Source organism: Undibacterium sp. GrIS 1.2, from assembly GCF_040544435.1.
GTDB lineage: Bacteria > Pseudomonadota > Gammaproteobacteria > Burkholderiales > Burkholderiaceae_D > Undibacterium.
The window spans coordinates 1-24,390 of the sequence record NZ_JBEONP010000041.1 but is presented as its reverse complement, the minus strand read 5'-3'; the positions used below and the strand labels follow the sequence as shown (position 1 = coordinate 24,390).

The 24,390-nt window shown below is 47.4% G+C and carries 19 protein-coding genes and 1 riboswitch; of the genes, 17 read left to right on the top strand and 2 right to left on the bottom strand.

Annotation, left to right across the window (positions count from 1 at the left end):
• The first annotated feature begins 6 nt into the window (after positions 1-6).
• Positions 7-699, top strand: a complete 693-nt coding sequence (locus AAKU61_RS16360) for a hypothetical protein (RefSeq protein WP_354333970.1) — start codon at positions 7-9, stop codon at positions 697-699.
• A 241-nt stretch (positions 700-940) separates the two neighbouring features.
• On the opposite strand, the gene AAKU61_RS16355 is transcribed toward AAKU61_RS16360, so the two are convergent.
• A complete protein-coding gene (locus AAKU61_RS16355) occupies positions 941-1,324 on the bottom strand; it encodes an SWIB/MDM2 domain-containing protein (protein ID WP_354333968.1) in 384 nt (127 codons plus the stop codon).
• Positions 1,325-1,606: 282 nt separating this feature from the next.
• A complete protein-coding gene (gene ffh, locus AAKU61_RS16350; protein WP_354333966.1) occupies positions 1,607-2,977 on the bottom strand; it encodes a signal recognition particle protein in 1,371 nt (456 codons plus the stop codon).
• 438 nt (positions 2,978-3,415) lie between these two features.
• Here ffh and AAKU61_RS16345 point away from each other — a divergent pair, with 438 nt between their 5' ends.
• From AAKU61_RS16345 to AAKU61_RS16270, 16 genes are all read left to right on the top strand, one after another.
• Positions 3,416-4,573 carry an ABC transporter substrate-binding protein gene (locus AAKU61_RS16345; protein ID WP_354333965.1) on the top strand — a complete coding sequence of 386 codons (1,158 nt, stop codon included), beginning with the start codon at positions 3,416-3,418 and terminating at the stop codon, positions 4,571-4,573.
• A gap of 111 nt (positions 4,574-4,684) precedes the next feature.
• Positions 4,685-4,772, top strand: a riboswitch (Fluoride riboswitch).
• 191 nt (positions 4,773-4,963) lie between these two features.
• Entirely contained in the window at positions 4,964-6,271 is a 1,308-nt protein-coding gene (locus AAKU61_RS16340) for a voltage-gated chloride channel family protein (protein WP_354334007.1), read from the top strand.
• 220 nt (positions 6,272-6,491) lie between these two features.
• Entirely contained in the window at positions 6,492-7,469 is a 978-nt protein-coding gene (locus tag AAKU61_RS16335) for an ABC transporter substrate-binding protein (RefSeq protein ID WP_354333963.1), read from the top strand.
• Positions 7,470-7,586: 117 nt separating this feature from the next.
• The gene (locus tag AAKU61_RS16330) at positions 7,587-8,402 is read left to right on the top strand and encodes an ABC transporter permease (RefSeq protein WP_354333961.1); all 816 of its coding nucleotides are present in this window, start codon (positions 7,587-7,589) and stop codon (positions 8,400-8,402) included.
• A gap of 1 nt (position 8,403) precedes the next feature.
• A complete protein-coding gene (locus tag AAKU61_RS16325) occupies positions 8,404-9,210 on the top strand; it encodes an ABC transporter ATP-binding protein (protein WP_322121449.1) in 807 nt (268 codons plus the stop codon).
• A 60-nt stretch (positions 9,211-9,270) separates the two neighbouring features.
• Positions 9,271-11,343, top strand: coding sequence for a sensor histidine kinase (locus tag AAKU61_RS16320; protein ID WP_354333959.1), 2,073 nt, complete (start codon positions 9,271-9,273; stop codon positions 11,341-11,343).
• 183 nt (positions 11,344-11,526) lie between these two features.
• Positions 11,527-12,930: a sigma-54-dependent transcriptional regulator gene (locus tag AAKU61_RS16315; RefSeq protein WP_354334005.1), complete on the top strand. Its 1,404-nt coding sequence runs from the start codon at positions 11,527-11,529 to the stop codon at positions 12,928-12,930.
• A gap of 117 nt (positions 12,931-13,047) precedes the next feature.
• Complete coding sequence (locus AAKU61_RS16310) at positions 13,048-13,377, top strand: antibiotic biosynthesis monooxygenase family protein (RefSeq protein WP_354333957.1); 330 nt, start codon at positions 13,048-13,050, stop codon at positions 13,375-13,377.
• 267 nt (positions 13,378-13,644) lie between these two features.
• Positions 13,645-14,454: a cytochrome C assembly family protein gene (locus tag AAKU61_RS16305; RefSeq protein WP_354333955.1), complete on the top strand. Its 810-nt coding sequence runs from the start codon at positions 13,645-13,647 to the stop codon at positions 14,452-14,454.
• Positions 14,451-14,711: a PP0621 family protein gene (locus AAKU61_RS16300; RefSeq protein ID WP_354333953.1), complete on the top strand. Its 261-nt coding sequence runs from the start codon at positions 14,451-14,453 to the stop codon at positions 14,709-14,711. The genes AAKU61_RS16305 and AAKU61_RS16300 overlap by 4 nt, the downstream gene beginning before the upstream one ends.
• 13 nt (positions 14,712-14,724) lie before the next feature.
• The gene (locus AAKU61_RS16295; RefSeq protein ID WP_354333951.1) at positions 14,725-16,488 is read left to right on the top strand and encodes a two-component system sensor histidine kinase NtrB; all 1,764 of its coding nucleotides are present in this window, start codon (positions 14,725-14,727) and stop codon (positions 16,486-16,488) included.
• A gap of 29 nt (positions 16,489-16,517) precedes the next feature.
• Complete coding sequence (locus AAKU61_RS16290; protein WP_354333949.1) at positions 16,518-18,107, top strand: sigma-54-dependent transcriptional regulator; 1,590 nt, start codon at positions 16,518-16,520, stop codon at positions 18,105-18,107.
• A 16-nt stretch (positions 18,108-18,123) separates the two neighbouring features.
• Entirely contained in the window at positions 18,124-18,780 is a 657-nt protein-coding gene (gene ampD, locus AAKU61_RS16285) for a 1,6-anhydro-N-acetylmuramyl-L-alanine amidase AmpD (protein WP_354333947.1), read from the top strand.
• 455 nt (positions 18,781-19,235) lie between these two features.
• Positions 19,236-22,157, top strand: a complete 2,922-nt coding sequence (locus tag AAKU61_RS16280) for a ribonucleoside-diphosphate reductase subunit alpha (protein ID WP_354333946.1) — start codon at positions 19,236-19,238, stop codon at positions 22,155-22,157.
• Between the two features lie 167 nt (positions 22,158-22,324).
• Entirely contained in the window at positions 22,325-23,494 is a 1,170-nt protein-coding gene (locus AAKU61_RS16275) for a ribonucleotide-diphosphate reductase subunit beta (protein ID WP_354333944.1), read from the top strand.
• A 507-nt stretch (positions 23,495-24,001) separates the two neighbouring features.
• Positions 24,002-24,390 (top strand): hypothetical protein (locus AAKU61_RS16270; protein ID WP_354333942.1); only part of this gene is annotated, 389 nt, incomplete at its 3' end.

The window sequence follows — 24,390 nt, the reverse complement described above, 5'->3', positions numbered from 1 at the left end:
GGCGCTTTGGATTTAAATCTTACAAAACCACTGCGCTGGCCCTACTTACTATTGATTGCCGCAATCCATGGTGCTTTATTTTTTGCATGGACGGACACGACGGTTTATAAAAAAGCGAACGAGCCATCATCTGCACTTTTTGTAGTTCTGATTCCTGGCAATGCATTAGTGGTGCCTCAGAAAAAAGATGTGCATGAGTCAGAGAGTAAGCCAGCTTTCAACGGGCAAGAGAATGTACTAAAACATCATGAGCAAAAAATAATCGCATCCTCGGTTACTGTCATCAAAAACGAGAAGATCGCTAAGACCAAAACAACTAATGCACCTGTCAACACACCAATGATAGCGACTGAGAGCCAAGCAAGGCCCACAGCACCAGGAAGTCAGGCGATGGTTGATAAAGGCCTCAACACCGATATAACTAACATCACCAAGGGATTAAAAACCGATTTTGAAGCCCGTGATCGCGTTACCCTAAAACCATCTGCATCTCCGATGAGTAAGCTGGGGCAAAAAATCGCAGCAGCAGCGACCACGCAAAGAGAGGGCTATCACGAGGAGCGTGTGCTCCTAGGCGATGGTCGCCCAGTCACCAAAGTTATTACCCCGTATGGAACTTACTGCATATTGCACAGAAAACCAGGAGAAATCATTGGCAATGAGTTGGCCGCGGTGCCAGTAACTTGTGGCAATTTGTAGGCGATCAATCTACGTAGCGGAGATCAGGCTCGGAAGGGGTGGATTGAATATACTCCCCATTATTTTTTAAAAATATGCCTGATTGTCCAAATCTTATCTGGACAATTAGAAAATACCCTACCCGAGTATTTTCTAATTAAAAACAAAAAAGCCCGCGCGATGCGGGCTTTTTTGTTTGGGATTGGGATTGCGATGAAGCCTGCAATACGCCAATAAGTCGCCCAAAACGACTGCGGTCAAATTAAGACAGGTGACCGGAAATCAGCTTTGTCATTTCAAACATAGAGACTTGAGCTTTGCCGCCGAAGACAGCTTTCAATTTGTCATCTGCATTGATGTTGCGTTTGTTTGCTTCATCTTGCAGCTTGTGCTTCTTGATGTATTCCCATACTTTTTTGGTGACTTCAGTACGAGGAATCGGCGCTGCGCCGATGACTGCTGCCAAAGTTGGCGAGATCGTCATTGGTTTCATAAATGCTGCATTTGGCTTACGTGCAGGTGCGTCTGCCTTAGCTGCTTTAGCCACTTTAGCTGCTGCTACTTTTTTAACTGCCGCTGGCTTTTTCGCCGCTGCTGCTGGCGCTGCTGGTTTTTTTGCCACTGGTTTTTTTGCTGCTGTTGCCATATTGAGGCTCCTTCACAAGTATCTTGGAAAATGCGCCGTTTCACGCATCGCTAATAGTGGTGCGCTTTGCAGAGTGATGCAAGTGTTTTTTGTGGCTTTTTGTATAAAATGTGTCGTAATTAGCAGAGCGCAGTGCTGTAGAGTGAAAAAAACCGAATTACGCCTTAAATTTACATATTTTCAGGGCGGTATTCGGTCTGCAGTCTTGCAGTGTTACGGTTTGTATAGGCGCTAGCAGAGGGCGCCATAGAGCACCATAGAGCGCTGGTATTGCCTCTGCGTTTATCTTGATTTGCCCGGCATCATGCCTTTCATGCTGCGCATCATCTTCATCATACCGCCGCCTTGCAGCTTCTTCATCATGCTTTGCATTTGTTCAAATTGGGCGAGCATGCGGTTGACTTCTTGAATCTGGACGCCTGCACCCATTGCAATCCGGCGTTTGCGCGATGCTTTGATCAAATCTGGTTTTGCTCTTTCTCTTGGCGTCATGGAATTGATCATACCTTCCATGCGACGCACACTTTTTTCTGCCTGATCCATATTCGCGCCACTCGCAGCTTGCTGCATTTGCGCAGGCAGTTTGTCCATCAAATTGGACAAGCCGCCCATCTTTTTCATTTGCGATAGCTGTAGCTTGAAGTCATTCATATCAAACTTACCGCCACCTTTGATCTTGTGCGCCAGATCTTGTGCTGCTGCGACGTCCATGCCTTTTTGAGCGGATTCGACCAGGGCGAGAATATCGCCCATGCCCAAAATGCGGTTCGCCATGCGGACTGGATCGAAGGCTTCTAAGCCATCTAGTTTTTCCGCCACACCCGCAAATTTAATTGGTTTTCCAGTGATATGACGTACCGACAATGCAGCACCACCGCGCGAATCGCCATCTAGTTTGGTCAGCACGATACCTGTTAAGGGCAATGCGTCATTAAAGGCTTTTGCCGTGTTGACCGCATCTTGCCCGAGCATGGCATCGACGACAAACAGGGTTTCTATCGGTTTGACCGCAGCATGTATCGCGGAGATTTCTTGCATCATTGCTTCATCAATACCTAGACGACCGGCTGTATCAATAATCAGCACGTCGTGGTAATGCTTTTTTGCAAAATCCAGCGCAGCTAAAGCGATATCAACTGGCTTGTCGGTCGGCAGCGTCGGGAAGAAGTCAGCGCCTACTTGCGCAGTCACAGTTTGTAGCTGACCAATCGCAGCCGGACGATACACGTCGGCAGAGACGGTTAAAACTTTTTTCTTTTTTTGCTCGCGTAAATATTTGGCGAGCTTACCGACTGTGGTCGTTTTACCTGCACCCTGCAAACCTGCCATCAAAATAATTGCCGGAGGTTGGGTCGCAAAGCTGAGTTGATAGGCTTCGGGGCCGAGATCGGCACCCATTAAGCTGGCTAATTCCTTTTGCACCACGCCGACCAGCGCCTGGCCCGGCGTGAGCGAACTGATGACCTCTTCGCCCAAGGCTTTTTCTTTGACGCGGGCGATTAAATCACGTACCGCAGGCAAGGCAACGTCGGCCTCCAGTAAAGCCATACGTACTTCGCGCAACATCTCGGCGGTATTGGATTCAGTTAAACGAGCTTCGCCGCGCATGGTTTTCACCACTTTGGCAAGGCGTTGGGTCAGATTATCGAGCATGGATGAGATTTAATTTTCAGATAAATTATGGATGCAGCAACATTTAGAGCGAAATTCGGGTGCGCTAATCAGGCTAGCATTTTACCTGATCGAGCGTTCTGCTTGTTCCAATTCTGGAATAGGGCGGCAAACCCTTCGTACAACTTGTAAAAATCCCAAATAGTACGATGTAGTTGCCTAAGATTAAACACCGATGCGTAGTATTACCGATGTTGGACATGGTTTTGTCCTGTTTAATCCTAGCGGTGTATTGCGGGGTTTGATTGCTGCTCAATATTGCCTAATATTGTGTAAGGCATCGCGAGTGTTTGAATTCAAACAGATGTGTCAAAAAACTCAAACCTAGCTAATTACAGTTAAACACAAAAAATAAAATATAAAAAAGAGAGTTCATTTCACTCATGTCGAGGAAATTTTCTTTCATAACAGGAGACAAATATGCTGCGATCTACATGGTATTTTTCGGCCAGGCTGTGCGCATCCCTGGCTTTGGTGTCCTCAACGCTGGGTGCTGGCGGTTTTGCCTATGCCGAAGATGGCGTAAGTGAGAGCACGATTTTACTGGGGCAGACGGTTGGTTTGACAGGGCAAATTGCCGGGCCCGTTAAAGAGATGAATGCAGGCGCAAATGCCTATTTTGCTTACATCAATAAAAATGGTGGCGTGAACGGACGGAAGATTGAAGTCCGCACACTCGATGATAAGTTTGAGCCAGCGCTTGCCGCGAGTAATGCTGAGATACTCATTAAGAAAGAGCATGTATTTGCCTTATTCCTCTCCCGTGGTACGCCACATACCGAGGCCTTGCTGCCGCTATTGGCCGAGAATAAAATCCCCTTGATTGCGCCAAGCACGGGGGCAACTTCATTTCATGCGCCAATCAACCATTATCTCTTTAATGTCCGCGCCAAATATAGAGATGAAGTCACGCGAGGTGTCGAGCAATTTAATACGGTAGGCATTAAAGAGATCGGTGTATTGCATGTCGACGATAGTTTTGGCAATGATGGACTGGTCGGTTTTAATCAGGCAATGGCGAAATACAATCTGACTCCCGCCGTGGTCGCAAAATACGATCGTGCCAAACCGGATATCGCCGCCGCTGTGGCTGTGGTGACTCAAAGTAAAGCAAAGGCCTTGATTCTCGTCGGGTCTGCTGCCACTAGTGCCGATTTAATTAAAGCCATAAGGGCTCAAGGTAGTGCGATACAAATCATGACCTTATCCAATAATTCATCACAATCCTTTGTAGATAATTTAGGTAAAGCAGGCACTGGAATTATGGTGTCGCAAATCATGCCAGCACCGAATTTATCCTCCAGCGTATTGGGGCAGGAGTTCAAAACGATTGCGATTGCACAAGGCGTCAACCCATCTTATGCAGCAATGGAAGGTTTTGTCGCTGCGAAAGTCATAGTAGAAGGCTTACGACGCGCGGGGCGCAATCCGACGCGCGAAAGTCTGATCCATGCTCTGGAGGCGATGCATCATTTCGACGTCGGTGGTGTCATGCTGGGCTACTCAGAGCAAGATCATAGCGGTAGCGAATTTGTTGAACTGACGATGATAGCTAAGGATGGTAAGTTCTTGCGTTAAGCATGGTTGATGAGTAGTAAACTTTGTCGTGGTACTGAAATCCTTGCTCAACCACGCGATCAGCGTCCTCAGTGCCGATTGCCAAGACATAGTAGAAATGATGCGTTAGAATTCACGCTCGGAGATGGCATTCCTCCTGCATTTTTTCGCTAACCGCTCTAGGTCAACATACCCTAGTGCTAATGATGCCTACATTTGTCCCTGATCAATTGGGAAGGTGTAGGCGCATAGTCAACATAGCGATTTTCAATTGATCCGGTTTTGTCTTATAGTCCAAGATAAAGATATAACAGGATTCGCATGAAAACCTCAAAACAAACCAGACCTCCGAAATCTCTTCAAAGTATTAATTCATCTCGGCCGATTGCGCAACTGGCGATCGTGCCTTACATGGTCAAATGGATTTTATTGGCCACCGCAGTCGCGGCGCTGGCAGGGACGGCGTCTGCTTTTTTTCTGTTCGCGCTGGAGTGGGCTACCAATACCCGGCTGACATACCGCTGGCTGATTGCATTATTGCCTGTGGCTGGTTTTGTTGTAGGTTGGCTGTATCTCAAATTGGGGCAGCAGGTAGAGGCTGGTAATAATCTCTTGATCGATGAAATCCACGATCCTAAAAAATTGATTCCATTGCGTATGGCACCGTTAGTACTAGCTGGCACAGTAGTGTCACATTTGTTTGGCGCCTCTGTCGGACGCGAGGGTACGGCGGTACAAATGGGCGGCGCTCTGGCGGATCAATTAACACAGCTATTCAAACTTAAACACGAAGACCGCCGGATTATTTTAATGGCAGGCATCAGCGCAGGTTTCGCTTCGGTATTTGGGACGCCTTTAGCAGGTGCGATTTTTGGATTCGAAGTGTTGGCGATTGGTCGCTTGCGTTACGACGCGATTTTGCCTTGTCTGGTGGCAGCGATCGTGGCTGACCAGGTAGGTTTGCTTTGGGGGCCAATTTTAGACATACACCATACACATTATGCGATTCCTTTTATCCCCGCTATATCCGCCTGGGGATTGGTCGCGATGCTAATCGCAGGAATACTGTTTGGATTGGCCGGGAAGATATTTGCAGATGCAACTCATAGTCTAAGTGCCTTGATGAAGCGGCTGATTCACTACGCGCCGCTGCGACCTTTTATAGGTGGTGTAGTGGTCGCTGCTGCGTTCTGGTTGTTGGGTAGCGATAGCCGGGTAGATCGTTATATAGGCTTGGGTATTCCCGCTATCGTAGAGGCTTTTCAGCATCCTTTAGCGTCTTATGATTTTGCTGCCAAGATGCTATTTACCATTGTGTCGCTGGGAACTGGCTTTAAGGGTGGCGAGGTTACACCACTGTTTTATATCGGTGCTACGTTGGGAAATGCGCTTGCGCCGCTACTGAATATGCCTTTCCCTTTATTGGCAGGCGTTGGTTTTGTCGCGGTATTTGCCGGTGCTGCGAATACGCCGATTGCTTCTACTTTAATGGCGATGGAGCTGTTTGGTGCCGAGGTTGGCGTGTATGCGGGGATTGCCTGTGTGGTCAGTTATTTGTTCTCAGGACACACCGGCATTTATCGCTCGCAACGGGTGGGACAAGCAAAACATTTGCATGCTAATCTGGATGCAGCTGCGGGAGCGAGGCCGGTGAAACTTAGTGAGTTTCACAATCAGGCCAAGGATCTCGCCACAACATCAAAAAAGAATAAGCCCTGATAAGCTATCTTGCGTTTGTGTTCTAAATTGAATTCAATTTGTGTCTGTGCGAAAAACGGCAAACTTTTTCGTTTTAGCTCCGGATTATTCTGGTTCGTCAGAATAATCCGGGTAACTAGCCCGGCCAAGATGATAAAAATCAATGACTTGCAAAATAATCGAAGCTGGCACAAAGTCTGCTATACCCGTTGTACAAATCAATAATAGTCAGGAGACCATCATGTTTAAAAAAGCTATCGCCACGTCCCTCGTTTTATCCATTTCTGCTGCATTCGCCGGCGCCGCTCAGGTAGAAGATGTTGTGCGATTGGGCAATCTCAAATTTGCTCATTACGGCGCAGTGTCTTATATCAAAGAGATCGCGCCAAAATGCGGTATCAAAGTCGATGAAAAAGTATTCCCCAAAGGCCTCGATGCGATGCAAGCAGTAATCGCTGGCGAACTGGATGTGGCCGCTGTGTCGTCTGAAGCCGTGATCTCTGCCAGAGCCAGCGGTGCACCTATCTACATCGTTGCTGGATTTGCCAAAGGTGGTGCACGTTTGGTGACACGTCCTGATTTAGGAATCAAAACCGTTAAAGAATTAAAGGGTAAAAAAGTCGGCGTTACCCGTGGCGGTATTCAGGATATTTTGCTGGCGGCAGAGTTGTCGCAAAATGGCTTAAGTTATTCTGATCAACCGGGCAAAGATGTGCAGATTATTTATCTTGGCTTTCCTGATTTGAATCAAGCTTTGCTTGGTAAAAATGTCGATGCCATCATGCAATCTGAACCATATTCGGCGCAAGCAATTAACAAAGGTTTTGGTGCAGAACTGATCAAACCTTACGACACACCAATTGGTGAGCCAGTACGCACGATGGTCATGACAGAAAAATTCTATAAAGAGAACCGCCCACTCGCAGAAAAATTTATGCGCTGTTTTGTAGAGGCGACTAAAACCTTTATCGATAACAAAGACCTGGCCGAAAAATATGTCCGCGAAACGATTTTCAAAGGACAAATCACAAAAGAAGATTTTGTCAACGCGATTGGCAATTCTCCTTATTCCTACGATGTCACGCCAGAGCATATCCAGATCACTACGGATCTGATGCAAAAATATGGCGTCGGCAAAATGACTAAGCCACCCGTCGCTAAAGATTGGGTCAAAACAGATTTGCTCGACGCTGCAAAAAAATCGCTTAATATCAAATAGGCTGACATAGTTACGGCTAAGGTAACCGGAGTAATGCCCGTATCTCTTAGCCGTCAATGATCGTCTCCGATGGATGCTTGCCATTCATCGACAGCATTTTCTCTATAAGGAAGCAATATGAAGAAATGGCGTGAAATCGGCGCGGGCTTAGTGGTGCCTGCGGTCTTAATTTTGTTCTGGCATGTGGTCACGACAATGGGTTGGGTTAATCCACAAGTCCTGCCATCACCTTGGGCTGTGGTAAAAAAATGGTGTGAGTATGCCTCACCTATGGAAGCCTTTGATCCGGCGACGATGTCCCGTCTGGGTTGGCTGGTATCGGGTGAATTGATACGCGACACGATTGGCAGTATGTACCGCGTGGTAGTCGGTTTTGTGGTCGGCGCTGGTTTGGCCTTGCCGTTAGGTTTGGCGATGGGTGCTAGTCAGCGCGCCTATGCCTGGATGAATCCCTTAATGCAAGTACTGCGACCTATCCCTCCGATTGCGTATATTCCTTTGTCGATTTTATGGTTTGGACTGGGTAATCCACCAGCGATATTTTTGATCGCGATCGGCGCATTTTTCCCTGTTTTGATGAATACGATTGCTGGCGTACGTGATGTTGACGGTATTTATATCCGTGCAGCGCGCAATCTGGGGGCGAGCCAAACAACCTTATTCTTGCGAGTCATGTTGCCTGCCGCTGTGCCATATATTTTGTCGGGTGTGCGTATCGGCATCGGTACCGCTTTTATCGTTGTGATCGTGTCAGAAATGATCGCGGTTAATAATGGCCTTGGCTTTAGAATTTTAGAGGCGCGTGAGTATTTCTGGTCGGACAAAATTATTGCCGGCATGATCAGTATCGGTATGCTGGGCCTGGCAATTGACCTGGCGATGAACAAACTGAATAACCATTTGCTGCGCTGGCACCGTGGTCTGGAGAATTAATATGACAAGCCCAAATCCTGTACAGATCAAAGTCAATGCGGTGAATAAAATTTTCACCACTAGTGACCGTGAGGTGGTCGCCCTCAAAGATATTCAATTAGAGATTCCAGAAGGTCAATTTGTTTGTTTGCTGGGGCCATCGGGTTGCGGCAAATCGACTTTATTGAATGCTGTAGCGGGTTTCTCTTTACCGACCAGCGGGACGATTACAGCGGAAGGGAAGTTAGTCACTGCGCCGGGGCCAGATCGTGGCATGGTATTCCAGGAGTACGCACTTTTTCCTTGGATGACGGTAGAGAAAAACATCGCATTTGGACTAGAAATAAAAGGCGTCAGTAAGTCAGAAATCCAGAAAAAAGTCTCAGATTTATTAGCGATGCTGGGCTTAAGTGATTTTAAAAGCCGTTTTCCTAAAGACCTGTCTGGCGGTATGCGTCAGCGGGTAGCGATTGCCCGCGTACTGGCATTAGATTCGCCCATCATGTTGATGGATGAGCCATTCGGTGCGCTGGATGCCTTGACCCGCCGTAATTTGCAAGATGAGTTGTTACGCATCTGGTCTGAGCTAAAAAAGACGATTATTTTTGTCACGCATAGCATAGAAGAAGCGATTTATCTGGCGGATCGGATTGTCGTCATGACCTATCGTCCCGGTACGGTCAAACGCGACCTGATGGTGGAGTTGCCGCGTTTGCGTGATCCGTCTTCTGCCGAGTTCAATCTGCTTAAACGTGAGTTAGGCCAACTGGTGATGGAAGAGCAGCAACGCCACCACACGGATGAGCTGAAAATGGCGGTAGTCGATTAAACTTTTAAAGTTAATCTCTTAAAACTATATCGTCACATTTTATTAGGCCAACTCATCCCAATGCGACGTACATCTGACTCGCATCAACCAGCTACGCTGCTATCTGGCAGTGTAGTTGTCGCCTTTGCCTTATTAATATGTGCCGTGCTGTTTATCCTTGGTGCATATTGGTGGGCATCTGGCAAAGCACGGGAAGAAATCCGCTCCGCCGGAGACCGGCATTTGCAGATCATCTCCCTCGATCTGGAATCGGTGCTTGAGCGTTACGAAACCTTGCCGTACGCATTAGCGTATCTGCCTTTGGCCTCACAAATCCTGGCGACGCCCGGCGATGCGCAGAAGCTGGCACAATTTCATGCAGCGCTGAAAGACATTCAACAGCAATCCAAGCTCGCAGCGATTTATCTGATGGATAAAAACGGTAACACCATTGCTGCTAGCAATTGGGATACGCCGCAAAGTTTTATGGGGCAGAATTTTAGTTTTCGTCCGTATTTTAAAGAGGCAATACAGGGCGGTACCGGACATTTTTATGCGATCGGCAATACCACCAGCGTCCCCGGATATTTTATCTCGCAGCCGGTATTCGGCGATGGTAATGGGGATGACAATGTGGGTGAAAGCGCGGATAAAAACGCGGATGAAAATACCCATCAACTGGCCGGCAAAAAGCTGGACAGTATCCGCTCTGCTGTTCACAATCTCAATCGTTCGCCTAAACGCACTCCCATTGGTGTCATCGCCGTCAAGATTAGTCTTACCGAATTTGAAAAAGCCTGGCGTAGCAGTGAAGAGCCGATTGCCTTGAGCGACCAGCATGGCGTGATTTTTTTAAGCAATCGTCCAGCTTGGCAATACCATAGTTTGCAAACGCTGAATGACGATGTGCAGAGATTGATTGCGCAGACCCTGCAATATGGCGGCAAGCCAATTGCCTCACTTGCCAGTTTGCCCAAGTCCGAGCGGGCTGATATTGGTCAGCTTGGTGAGTCTTCTCGTAATGAACTGAGTGACGTGAAAAGTAAGGTGCAAAGTAAGATACAAAGTAAGATACAAAGTAACTACGTCACTCGCCCTATAGGTCGTTTGTCCTGGCAATTGATGCTGTTTCCGTCGGAGTCTACCATCCGCCGTGTCGGTATTCAGGCCGCGCTGGTGGCTTTTCTTTTGCTGATTTTGCTCGCAACTGCGGCAGCGGTGTTTCATCAGCGGCGACGACGTCTGGATGAAAGACACCTAGCGCGGCAAGAGTTGCAGAGCGCTTTACAGCAAGCGGCCGATGATCTGGAGCAGCGCATCGCGCTACGCACGCAAGAACTGACCCATGCCAATGTGCAGTTGGCGACCAAGTACAGCAAGTTGCAAGATGCCGAAAATCTGCTGCGGTCCACCCAGGACGAGATGGTACAAACCGGTAAGCTGGCGATGCTAGGGCAGATGGCCGCCGGTATGACGCATGAGCTGAATCAACCGCTGACGGCTATCCGCGCCTTTGCTGATAATGCAATGACCTTCCTGGCGCGTGGCAAAGTACCGCAGGCCAACGAGAATCTTCAACATATCAGCGATGCCAGTGCCAGAATGGGCGCGATTATCAGCCAGCTAAAAGGTTTCGCCAGAAAAAGTCCCGAGGCCGTTGCTGAGGTTGACCTTGCCGTGTCATTAAAAGCAGCGGCGCTATTAATGCAAAGTGAGTTTGAGCGACAAAACGTCGCTTTACTCTTATCGTCGCAAACCGGTTTGCTGGTATTGGGTGACGCAGTCAGAATCGAGCAAGTACTGATTAATCTGATGCGCAATGCCTTGGATTCTGTCGTGCAAAAAATGCAGCGGCAGCAAGAGATTGAATATAGTCAGCGTGGACCAACACAAGTTAGTGTCTTGCTGGAGGCTGATGAGCAGGACGCGATTATCCGTATTATTGATACCGGGACGGGTTTGCCAGAGCAGGTGATACAGCATTTGTTTGAGCCGTTTTTTACCACCAAAGCATCAGAGCAGGGCTTGGGTCTGGGGCTGGCGATTTCATCCTCGATAGTGCAGGCGATGAACGGGAGTCTTTGTGCTGAAAACCGCTTGCAAGGCGGGGCAGAATTTACGGTCAAAATCCCGCGTTGGATGGGGCGGGTCTAGACCTTCCCCAGAGCATAGATATAGATATATTAATAAAGATGTAAATTAATACTCCCACTATGTATATTTAAGGTGTCCAATAATAATATGGACAATCAGCATTATTTCTGTAAAAAATAGGGGAGTATATGGTTTTCCTCAAGGTTTTTAGTTTGGGAGTCAGGTGTGACAAACGTCGATAGCATGTTAAAAGCCATCTTGATTGAAGACGAGCAAGCGGTGCGTCTGGCAACTGCACAGACCTTGGAGTTGGGCGGGTTTCAAGTACATGCATGCGCTAGTGCCGAGGCGGCACAGATTTATTTGCAGCCAGAATTTAACGGGATTGTTGTGACAGATGTGCGCTTGCCTGGTCAATCAGGTTTGGACGTACTGGCACAAGTGGCGGCACTGGATGCTGATTTGCCTGTGATTTTGATTACGGGTCACGGCGATGTCAGCATGGCGGTGGCGGCAATGCGCAATGGTGCGTATGACTTTATCGAAAAACCGTTTGCGGCTGATCGCTTATTAAACACCTGTTTGCGCGCGCAAGAGAAGCGCCGCCTGGTCATGGACAATCGCAAGCTCAAGCAACAAGTTGTTAGCCAGTCTGCGGTACCAGAGTTGATCGGGCAAAGTGCCGCGATTGAGCAGGTGCGCAAATTTATCCGAACGATAGGCCCGACTCAGGCAGATGTATTGATCAACGGCGCGACGGGTACCGGCAAAGAAGTCGTCGCCCAGCAATTGCATCTGGCCAGCGGACGTACGGGCGAATTTGTCGCCATCAATTGCGGTGCATTGCCCGAGTCGATGTTTGAGAGCGAAATGTTCGGTCATGAGGCCGGCGCTTTCACCAGCGCCCAAAAGCGTCGCATCGGTAAGCTGGAATACGCCAACGGCGGCACTATTTTTCTGGATGAAATCGAAAGTATGCCGCTGGCTTTGCAGGTCAAACTCTTGCGTGTGCTACAAGAGCGCAAGCTGGAGCGACTGGGTGGTAATGCACAAATTACGTTGGATTGCCGCATCATCGCCGCCAGCAAATTAGATTTGTTGCAATTGAGCGCAGAAGCTAAGTTCCGCGAAGATTTGTATTACCGCATCAGTGTCGTCAGTCTGGAGCTGCCACGTCTGAATGAACGCCGCGAGGATATTCCCTTACTGCTGGCGCATTTCCTAAAGTTGGCAGCGATCCGGTACCAGCAAGCGGCACCGCTGATTCCTACTGCGCAGATGCTGCAATGGCAGCAGCGCGACTGGCCCGGTAATGTGCGTGAGCTGCGCAACTTTGCGGATAAATTAGTGCTGGGAGTCGCTGATATAAACCTGATGCACGTCAATCAGGACAATCTGAACACTAACGATGCGCCATTGACCAAAATTTCTACTGCAAATTCGAACATAAATTTGAACGCGAATTTGAATATAAGTGATGCTCTGCCAAAACGCATAGAGGAGTTTGAGGCGACGCTGATTCAGCAAGCCTTGCAACAGCAAGACGGCAATGTCGCTTCGGCGGCGGAGCAATTAGGGATTCCGAAAAAAACGCTGTATGACAAACTGAAAAAATATCAGTTGTCGTTTAAGCCTGCTGCTGGTTGATATAGCTGTAATGCCCATCCATAGCGGTAAAAAATTACCTCACTCTACATAAATATCCTACAATCCTCGCTCGCTAAGGTTCGACCCTTCCTATACTTTGTCCGCCAGAGGATTCAGATGTATTCAGCTACATTTATCTTTAATAAAAAGCAGTACGACGCAGAGTTTTATGCGCTGGATCAAGCGATTGCCGAAGTCGCCAAACAAACTACAGGTTATATCGGGGAAGAGGCTTGGGAGAATGTAGCGACCGGACAAATTTCTAATGTCTATTATTGGGAGACCATGGACGGCTTACATGCATTGATGCAGCATCCCAAACATCTGGAGGCAAAAGCCGCGCAAGCCAACTGGCTGGACGGTTATCAAGTGGTTATTGCTCAGGTCTTGCGTGCTTATGGCGACGGATTAATTCCACATCCAACGGCTGGATTTGTGAATCATTAAGGTGCTGCTAAAACAGTGCTTCACTCATGACTGACCCAAAATGAAATAAGGCTAGGCTCCCTCCATGCGATTCCCGCCTGCGCAGAAGCGACGAAAAAAATAGTTTTGCAGCCTGCGCTCTGCCTTCCTTCAAGGGTTTTTAGAGGGTCTTATTGGACGGCTTGCAACAAGCTTACGGTCTAAACTCAATTCAGGTCTTGATCCGACTAACAATTCTCATACTAAATCCCAAGCTAAATCTGAGCCTACATGGTGTAAACTTAAACCATGCAAACTTATCTCCCTTTTCTTGCCGCTGCACTATATATCGCTTGCAGCTTTATCCCCGGCCAGCGCCGCTTGCTGGATTCTATGACGACGATTGCTGGCTGGCTGGTGCATGCAGCGGCTTTGTATCTGACTATTTTTATGCCGAACGAGTTGCGGGTGGGGTTTGCCGTAATGTTGTCAGCCGCATTGTGGGTATCTGTATTTGTTTACTGGTTGGAGAGTCGTAATTTATCCTTAGATGGTTTGAAAGTATTGTTACTGCCTAATGCGGCAATCATGGCGATCTTGCCTGTCTTCTTCCCAGGTAGTTTGGTCGCGATGGCAGGCAAGCCTGCGATGTTTCCCTGGCATATTGCGATTGCATTGTTGTCTTACAGTACATTAACGATCGCTGCTTTCCATGCCGTTGTAATGACTTTGCAAGATGCGCATCTGCACAAGCAAGCCAGCAAAGCGACACCGCCCTGGCTTAGTAAGGCGATAGAGCGCTTGCCTGCTTTGCTGATGATGGAAAAAATTCTGTTCCGGCTAGTGGCGATGGGATTTATTTTATTGACGCTGACTGTTTTGTCCGGCATCGTGTTTTCGGAGCAAGTCTTGGGCGTAGCGTTTAAATGGGATCACAAAACCATTTTGTCGGTGTTCTCCTGGATGTTGTTTGGTATTTTGCTGATAGGTCGACGCTGGCGCGGATGGCGGGGGAAAACAGTTTTGAGTTTTACCCTAAGCGGTTTTTTAACCTTATTACTGGCCTACGTCGGTAGCCGGTTTGTCTTAGAAGTGATATTGCACAGGAGCCTTTCATGAAGTTCTTAATGTGGCTGGTGCTTGCCGTGTTGGTAGTGTTGGCTTTGCGTAAAAAAAGTTCAACGATCTCATCGGCCCAACAGCAAGCGCCTTTGGATGGCGGACCAACCGGCTCAAGCCCTAATCCACATCAGGCAAATCAACATGCTGAGACCATGGTTTGTTGTGAGCATTGTCAAGTATATGTACCTGCATCCGAGGCAGTGTACCGGCAGCAGCAGGTATTTTGTAGTGTCGTGCATGCCGACTTGCATTAGACCGCTGCATTAAATGTCCAGCTCCGCTATCGTCCCCTCTTTACCTAGCGCCACGTTCTGGCGTTCCCTTCAGACCCTGAATGTGTCACGGGTAGTCGTTGCCATCGTGTTGTTTGGTTACATGAGCCTGAGGGGCGGTAAAGAAATATGGTTCACTGAGTACACCGTATTCACTCAGGCTTGTAGTGCTTACCTGATCATCGCTATTTTCTTTGTCCTGATTAAAATCAATTATCAGCGGCGATTCATGACGCAACTGGCGAGTCAGATTGCACTTGATATTATTATCATTTCTATTATTTATCTGGCGTCTGGTGGTAATAAAAGTGGCTTGGCGATTCTGTATATTTTCCCCTTAGCGGGCGTCGGTATTCTGGCGCCTTTATTATGGGGTTTATTTTTTGCAGCCTTCGTCACTTTATTTTTATTAGTAGAAAGTATTTACAGGGTTTTGCAGCAAGAAGATACTAGTCTGACGTCGCAAGCCGGTTTGTATGGAGCAGCTTATTTTGCGGTAGTGTTCGTACTCAATCGCTTAGCAAAAAATCTGATTCAGCAAGAGGCTTTGGCGGTACAGCGTGGCAAAGCACTGGCAATACAACAGGCGATTAACCGTCTGGTAATTGCCGATATGGGTGACGGTATTTTAGTTATCGACCAGACCGAACATTTAGTAGAGATAAACCCAGCTGCAGAGCGCATGTTGGGCGCACGTCTGATCCAGCAAGCCAGCAGAGCCCGTTTACGTGATATTCCTGCTTTGCGACCAATAGCCGAGGTTTTGTCTAGCAGAAATGATTCTACGCTCAATACCAAGACTATTCATACTGGCATCATGCCATGGACGGTGGGTGAAGAGATCTCGTTCATCTCTATCCGGCAATTAAATGACGCCACCATTGATGCCAGTTCACCAGAAAACTTGAATCGCTCTGATTTAGTGACACATTTAAAACTGCGCTTTGTGGATGTCGATAGTGCGGATATTGCAGGGTTTAGCCATGAGCAGGGTACATATACAATTATCTTTATGCAGGATGTGTCGGATATCGAGAATCAGGCGCAGCAATTAAAGCTGGCATCAATGGGACGTCTGACGGCTAGCATCGCACATGAAGTCAGAAACCCATTGTCGTCAATTTCTTATGCCGCCTCGTTGTTGGGTGAGGATATGTCTAACCCGGTACAAGCGCGGCGCCTGCTAAAAATTGTGGATGATAATGTCGGACGCTTGAACCAGTTGATCGAGGATATTCTTAAGTTATCGCGCAAGGCGCAGGCAGATACGAAACCATTTTCTTTGTTACCTTTTATTGCTGAGATTGTGCAAGACTTTGTTGAGACACGTGGCTTGGATCCACATTTGATTTATACGGACAAGTCAGTTACTTTTCATATTGTGTTTGATCCCGGCCATTTGCGCGAAATTGTGGTTAACCTGTTGTCGAATGCCGTGCGTTACGCCAGTGGCAAGCCAGGTAGCATACGGATTTATGCCCAAATGAGTGCGATCAACCGGCAAGAATTGCATATTCAGGACGATGGTCCTGGCATCGCTGCAGAAGTGCGCTCACATTTATTCGAGCCTTTTTACACTACATCAAGTAAAGGTACCGGTTTGGGTTTGTATATGGCGCGTGAGCTATGTTTGAATAATCACGCTTTGCTGGACTACGAATACCATACAGATGATCCGTCCTCCTTATTTGGTGAATCAAAAGGCCGTTTTGTGGTTAACTTCACTTTGATCGACTCTTCTCCTTCTGACGTTGCATGAACTAAAGCGAACAAAAGACACGAGTAAATATGAACAATAAAGAGTTGAGCTCTAAAGATTCGCCAGGAATTCCGCGCATTCTTGTTGTGGATGATGAGGCGCATCTGCGCGAGTTGCTAGAAATCACCCTTATCAAGATGGGATTGGACGTAGATAGCGCCGAGACACTCGCTATCGCACGTAATTATTTATCCAAAACCAGTTATGCCTTAATTCTGACGGATATGCGCTTACCAGATGGTTCTGGTATGGAGTTAGTTCAGGACGTTAACAGCCACTATAAAAATACGCCGATTGCTGTGATTACAGCTTTTGGCAGCGCTGACAACGCAGTGGTTGCCCTCAAGGCAGGCGCCTTTGATTATGTGTCGAAGCCGGTTGCACTGGATCAGTTGCGTAAGCTGGTCAGATCAGCTTTACAATTGGGCGAAATCCGTACCGCGCATGACATTCAAGATGGTAATGATAGCAAGCAAGCAGAGCGCATCCTACCTTCTGGTCTGATCGGGCGTTCTGAGGCGCTACAGCATGTTCGCTCCCAAATCACCAGACTGGCGCGCAGCATGGCACCAGTCATCATCACTGGAGAATCGGGTAGCGGTAAAGAGCTGGCAGCGCGTGAGATACATAATAATAGTGCGCGTGCGGACAAAGCTTTTATTGCAGTCAATTGCGGCGCCATCCCAGAGGCCTTGATGGAGGCGGAATTTTTTGGTTATCGTAAAGGCGCGTTCACTGGTGCTAGTGATGACCGTGATGGGTTTTTTCAGGCGGCGAGCGGCGGTACGCTGATGTTGGATGAGGTTGCTGATTTGCCGCTGGCGATGCAGGTCAAGCTATTGCGTGCGATACAAGAGAGGCGAGTCCGCAAGGTCGGTGCTACTAACGAAGAGCCTGTCGATGTCCGTATTATTAGCGCGACTCACCAAAACCTGGCTAATTGCGTGACGGCAGGTAAATTTCGCCAAGATTTATATTACCGCCTGAATGTCATTGAGTTGCATTTGCCTCCGCTACGCGAGCGTTTAGGGGATGTGGCAGAATTGGCGCAAGGTATTTTGCGACGTCTTTCTACCCTAGAACTTTCTAATTCTGGCGCTGCTACCTTACTATCTAATGAGGCGCTGCAAGCTTTGGCCGCCTATGATTTTCCGGGTAATGTGCGCGAACTGGAGAATATTCTGGAGCGTGCGCTGGCATTTGCGAATGATGGTTGTATTGAAGTCAGTGATCTGGCTTTGCGTCCTGCGACAAAAGCATTGCCAGTACTTTCACCAGCAATGACGAGCCTGCCTGGCACTCCTGAAACATCGGCCACTGCAGAGGTGCTAAACCCAAGCCATACGGTTGAAACTAACTCTGCCGCTTTGTCCCCGTACCAGAATGCGCATCATGTAGAGCCTGTAGTTAGCGTCACGGACAGCGGAAAAAATATTTTCATCGAGCCTGATTTACCATGTTCTCTACCAGATTATTTGGAGCGGATAGAGAAGGAAGTTATTCGCCGCGCGCTAGTTAAAACGCGCAATAACCGCACACAAGCGGCAGAATTACTGGGAGTAAGTTTCCGGCAATTGCGTTACCAGATACAAAAACTGAAAATACATGACCCGGAGTAAATCGGGTCATTCGGCTATGTCAACTCCATTAAATCCATCAAACTCAGTAAGTCAGACGAACTCGGCATCTTCGAGTACAACTATCGGGTTGGATGCGGATGGTTGGTATTCATTAGCAATGCGACTGCCATCCTCTAATTTTGATGCTCGCTCTGAGCATGCCGAAGTTTCACTGCTGGTAATTCACAACATTAGCTTGCCTGCCGGTCAATTTGGCGGCTCTGCAATTTCCGATTTATTCTTAAATCAGCTTGATTACTCAATGCACCCCAGTTTTGAGTCCTTGCGCGGCATACGCGTGTCTAGCCATTTTTTGATACGCCGGGATGGAAGCTTATTGCAGTTCGTCTCAACCGCGGCACGGGCCTGGCATGCGGGTGTTTCGCAGTTCAATGGAGAGTCTGGCTGTAACGATTTTTCTGTAGGCATAGAGCTTGAGGGGACTGATACTAAGGAGTTTGAAGCTGGGCAATATCAGACCCTGGCATCGCTCAGTTACGCCCTATGCCAAAAACTACCTATCCGTCACATCGTTGGACATCAAGATATTGCTCCTGGAAGGAAGACTGACCCCGGCCCCTATTTTGACTGGAAACAATATAAAAAATTATTGGATCAAGAATTTAGGTTAGTGCTTACTCATGCTGCACCAAGCTTTCCATTCATGCTTTGAGATTGTCAATCAACAAACCCAGCTGTCGTAAAAAAATAATTCTCTTTTTAACAAAAAAAGCGATTGCACATCTCCCTCTCTGGCACTAGAATTAGTGCAAATCAAATCTTCTGCACTACATCTAGTGGTTTGGTTTAAATAATGCTGCTGTTAATCCTGTTTCACTTGATCTTGTTTTTACCCCGGTTTTATTGTCATAAATGATTTATAAAACAGAGACTTGGATCAGATTTTGAATTCACACTGAATTTATATTGCTTGACTCAAATGGAGTAAAAACCTAATTCAAGACAGTAGGTAATTCCAGTAAATACAAACCAAACGCAGTAAATCAAACGTAGTTGAGCAACTTAGTTCGGTAACTTAGTTGAAAAAATAAGCATTGCGATCGATATCATCGGTCTCAAAACACGAAGTACGACGTAAACACAATTCACGCTGACCCCGGAGGCCAAATGCACTCTTCAATAGAAACATCAACACCAATCACATCTGATCTGTCGGCTTTACAGTCGCATGCAGTTAACCATGCGCCAGTTTCGCAAGCTACCAGTTACAGTGACTACCGCATCATTCGCCGGAATGGTGCTGTGGTTGGTTTTGAGCCTTCCAAAATCGCAATCGCTGTGACTAAAGCCTTTTTGGCAGTTAACGGCGGCCAAGGTGCGGCGTCTGCCCGTATCCGTGAATTGGTAGAGCAATTAACTGCTAGCGTCGTGTCTGCTTTGGTACGCAGACAGCCAACTGGCGGTACGTTTCATATTGAAGATATCCAGGATCAAGTTGAATTAGCACTGATGCGTTCTGGCGAACATGATGTGGCACGTGCCTATGTTTTGTATCGTGCCAAGCGTCAAGATGAGCGCCGCCAGCAACTAGAATCGCAACAGGCATCCAAGACCGATATCGCAGTACCGCAAATTCATGTGATCGTTGATGGTCAACCTACGGTGCTGGATATCGCACAAGTTCGTAACTTGATTACAGCTGCTTGCGTTGGTTTGGATAAGTTGGCCGATCCAGAAGCAATTCTGGCAGAAACCTTAAAGAATTTGTACGATGGCGTGCCAGTTGAAGAACTGCATAAATCGGCTATTTTGGCTGCCCGCGCTTTGATGGAAAAAGAGCCTGCCTATAGTCAGGTTACAGCACGTTTGTTGTTGCATACAGTTCGTAAAGAGGTATTTGGTAAAGAAGTTGCGCAACAAGCAGCGGCGGCAGAATACGTTGACTACTTCCCTAAATTTATCAAAAAGGGTATTGAAGCAGAGTTGTTGGATGCAAAATTAGGTCAGTTCGATTTGAAAAAGCTTGCCAACGCGCTGGTTGCTGATCGTGATTTGCAATTTGGTTACATCGGTCTACAAACTTTGTACGATCGTTACTTCTTGCATGTACGTGGAACACGGATTGAGATGCCGCAAGCCTTTTACATGCGTGTTGCGATGGGTCTTGCTATTAGCGAGATTGATCGTGAAGCTCGTGCAATTGAGTTTTATAATTTATTGTCTAGCTTTGATTTTATGAGTTCGACTCCGACTTTGTTCAACTCAGGTACACAGCGTTCACAACTGTCCTCTTGCTACTTGACTACGGTCGCGGATGATCTGGATGGTATTTACGAAGCGATCAAAGAAAACGCTCTGCTGGCGAAATATGCAGGTGGTTTGGGCAATGACTGGACGCCAGTCCGCTCACTCGGCGCACATATTAAAGGAACTAACGGTAAATCCCAAGGCGTCGTGCCTTTCCTGAAAGTCGTCAACGACACAGCCGTTGCGGTCAACCAAGGTGGTAAGCGTAAAGGTGCAGTCTGCGCTTATCTGGAAACCTGGCACATGGATATTGAGGAATTTCTTGATCTGCGTAAAAACACTGGCGATGATCGTCGTCGTACGCATGACATGAATACCGCCAACTGGATTCCTGACTTGTTCATGAAGCGTGTTATGGAAAAAGGCGACTGGACTTTATTCTCGCCGTCCGATGTACCTGACTTGCATGAGAAGTTTGGCAAAGCTTTCGAACAGGCTTACGTTGCTTATGAAGCTAAAGCGGCGAGCGGTGAGCTGGAACTATCCAAAAAAATCCCTGCGCTAGACTTGTGGCGCAAGATGTTATCCATGCTGTTTGAGACTGGTCATCCATGGATTACATTTAAAGACCCATGCAATATTCGCTCGCCACAACAACATGTGGGCGTAGTTCACTCATCTAATTTGTGTACCGAAATCACACTCAACACAAACGACAGCGAGATCGCAGTGTGTAATTTAGGTTCGGTCAATATGCCAGCGCACATGAAGGACGGCAAACTCGATCACATCAAGTTACAAAAAACTATCCGTACAGCGATGCGCATGCTGGATAACGTGATCGACATCAACTATTATGCAGTCAAGAAAGCGCGTGACTCCAACTTACGTCATCGTCCGGTTGGTCTCGGCATTATGGGTTTTCAGGATTGCTTGCACATGATGCGCATACCTTATGCATCAATGGATGCAGTGCAATTTGCTGATAACTCGATGGAAGCAGTGTGCTATTACGCTTATCTGGCATCGTCTGAGTTGGCAGAAGAGCGCGGCGCTTACAGCTCGTATCGTGGTTCTTTGTGGGATCGTGGCATTCTCCCGCAAGATTCTCTGAAGCTGTTAGCAGAAGAGCGCGGTGGTTATCTGGAGGTCGATTATTCTGAAACGATGGATTGGTCTGTTATCCGTAATCGTATTAAACAGTTCGGTATGCGTAACTCCAACTGTGTAGCGATTGCGCCTACAGCGACGATTTCTAACATTATTGGTGTATCGGCTTGTATCGAACCGACTTATCAAAACTTGTATGTAAAATCGAATTTGTCCGGCGAGTTTACTGAGATTAATGAATCCTTGGTGCGTGATTTGAAAGCACGTGGTTTATGGGACGAAGTCATGATCGCTGATCTGAAATACTTCGACGGTAGCCTGGCAAAGATTGATCGTATCCCGCAAGACCTGCGTGAACTATATGCAACTGCATTTGAAGTTAGTCCATCCTGGTTGGTAGAAGCTGCATCACGTCGCCAGAAATGGATAGATCAAGCGCAGTCACTGAACATTTATATGTCAGGTGCTTCTGGTAAAAAACTGGACGAGACTTATAAGTTAGCTTGGTTGCGTGGCCTGAAAACTACCTACTACCTGCGTACGATAGGTGCGACTCATACTGAAAAGTCCACAAGTAAAACCGGTGCACTGAATGCAGTTGCCGTGGATGGCAGCGGCGGATATTCTGCTAGCGCAGAAGTGCCTGTAGCTACTGCATCAGAAGCCGATGGTGCTGCTTGCTACTTGCGTCCTGGCGATGCCGGTTTCGAAGAGTGCGAGGCTTGTCAGTAATTGCAGGACGTGAGTTAGCCGCTCATCAATAAATAAGCGGTTAACTAACGAAACTGCTGCAACTGCAGCAAGTGATCAAGGATGAGAGGCAGAGCGATAATGCTCGCTCCCTCTGAAAATCTGAAAACGATAGAATTATTTAGTAAGTGAATTTAAGGAATATACCAATGCTTTCTTGGGATGAAGAAGTCGCTCCAGCAGCGCCGATGGCTCCAGCGACACCAGCGATGCCAGCGATCAATACCCGTATGCCATTACCAGAGCTTGCTGCAATAGTTGCACCGATAAAATCTGTTGAGGCTGCACCTGCAGAGGTTGCACGTCGCGTTAATGCTGCCGATAAGCGGATTATCAATGGACAAACTGATGTCAATCAGCTTGTGCCGTTTAAATATAAATGGGCATGGGATAAATACCTAGCGGGTTGCGCTAACCACTGGATGCCGCAAGAAATCAATATGCAGCGTGATATTGAACTTTGGAAAAGTCCAAATGGTTTGACAGAAGACGAACGTCGTTTAGTCAAACGTAATCTGGGTTTCTTTGTGACCGCTGATTCCCTGGCCGCGAACAATATTGTGCTGGGTACTTACCGCCACATCACCGCACCAGAATGCCGTCAGTATTTGTTACGTCAAGCCTTTGAAGAGGCGATTCATACTCATGCTTATCAATATATCGTTGAGTCGTTGGGTTTGGACGAGGCAGAAATCTTCAATGCTTACAATGAAGTTGAGTCGATTCGTGATAAAGATCAGTTCCTGATCCCGTTCATCAACGCATTGACCGATCCGGAATTTAAGACCGGTACGATGGAGACAGATCAGACTTTGTTAAAGTCCTTAATCGTCTTTGCATGTCTGATGGAAGGTCTGTTTTTCTACGTCGGCTTTACACAAATTTTGGCGCTCGGTCGTCAAAATAAAATGATGGGCGCAGCAGAACAATATCAATATATTTTGCGTGATGAATCGATGCACTGCAATTTCGGAATTGATTTGATCAACACGATCAAGATGGAAAATCCGCATTTGTGGACAGCGACATTTCGTGATGAAATTAAATCGTTGTTTTTGCGTGCGGTGGAGTTGGAATATCGCTACGCAGAGGATACAATGCCGCGTGGAGTGCTTGGTTTGAATGCGCCGATGTTCAAAGGATATTTACGATTCATCGCTAATCGCCGTGCACAACAAATTGGACTTGATACTTTGTTCCCGCAGGAAGAGAATCCGTTTCCGTGGATGAGCGAAATGATAGACCTGAAAAAAGAACGCAACTTTTTTGAAACACGTGTGATTGAGTACCAAACTGGCGGAGCGCTCAACTGGGAATAACAGTTGAAAAACAGTGAAAATAATTTCCGCCAAAATTCAGATTAGTCTGGATGCCTTACTCAAATTCGCATGACGTGTAAAACGCGAGAGGCCTCACCAAACTGAATGGACAGTCATAGACCGAATCGATCTACTCTGTTTGTGCCGCGACACCACGCAAGTGTCGCGGCTTTTGGTTTTGGAAAAACTCCTGCAATACAAAATACCGACGCCGGCATTGATTAATGCGGGCGTTTTTTTTGGCTGTTTGTTTTGCTTGATTCTGATATTGGTATCCGCAACTGTGCTGGCAAGCGCTGGATTGTGATACCCGGGATACGGAATCGCCTTCAAAAGCCATATGGCTGAAGTGCTGCATCAATAGAGGAGATGCAGCAGTTCAGCCGGTGCCGCATTCATTAGCGCAAACAACAGTTTGTTTGTGCCCATGAATAATCCGCTCGCCTTATTGTTTTAATGAGCGGATTTAATTGATTAATTTTTTCCATCTCATGAAGGAGAAACAAAATGGCAACAGGACCAAAACCACCAGAGGCAAAGAAAGCCCCTGCAAAAAAAGTAGCAGCTAAGCCAGCGGTAAAAGCCGCAGCGAAACCTGCAGCAAAAGCAGCAGCTAAGCCAGCAGCTAAAAAAGTTGTAGCTAAGCCAGCAGCAAAAGCAGTAGCGAAGCCAGTCGCTAAAAAAGCGGTAGCAAAGCCAGCAGCAAAAGCAGCAGCAAAGCCAGCAGCAAAAGCAGCAGCAAAAGCAGCAGCAAAAGCAGCAGCTAAGCCAGCAGCAAAAGCAGCAGCTAAGCCAGCAGCAAAAGCAGCAGCGAAGCCAGTCGCTAAAAAAGCGGTAGCAAAGCCAGCAGCAAAAGCAGCAGCGAAGCCAGTCGCTAAAAAAGCGGTAGCAAAGCC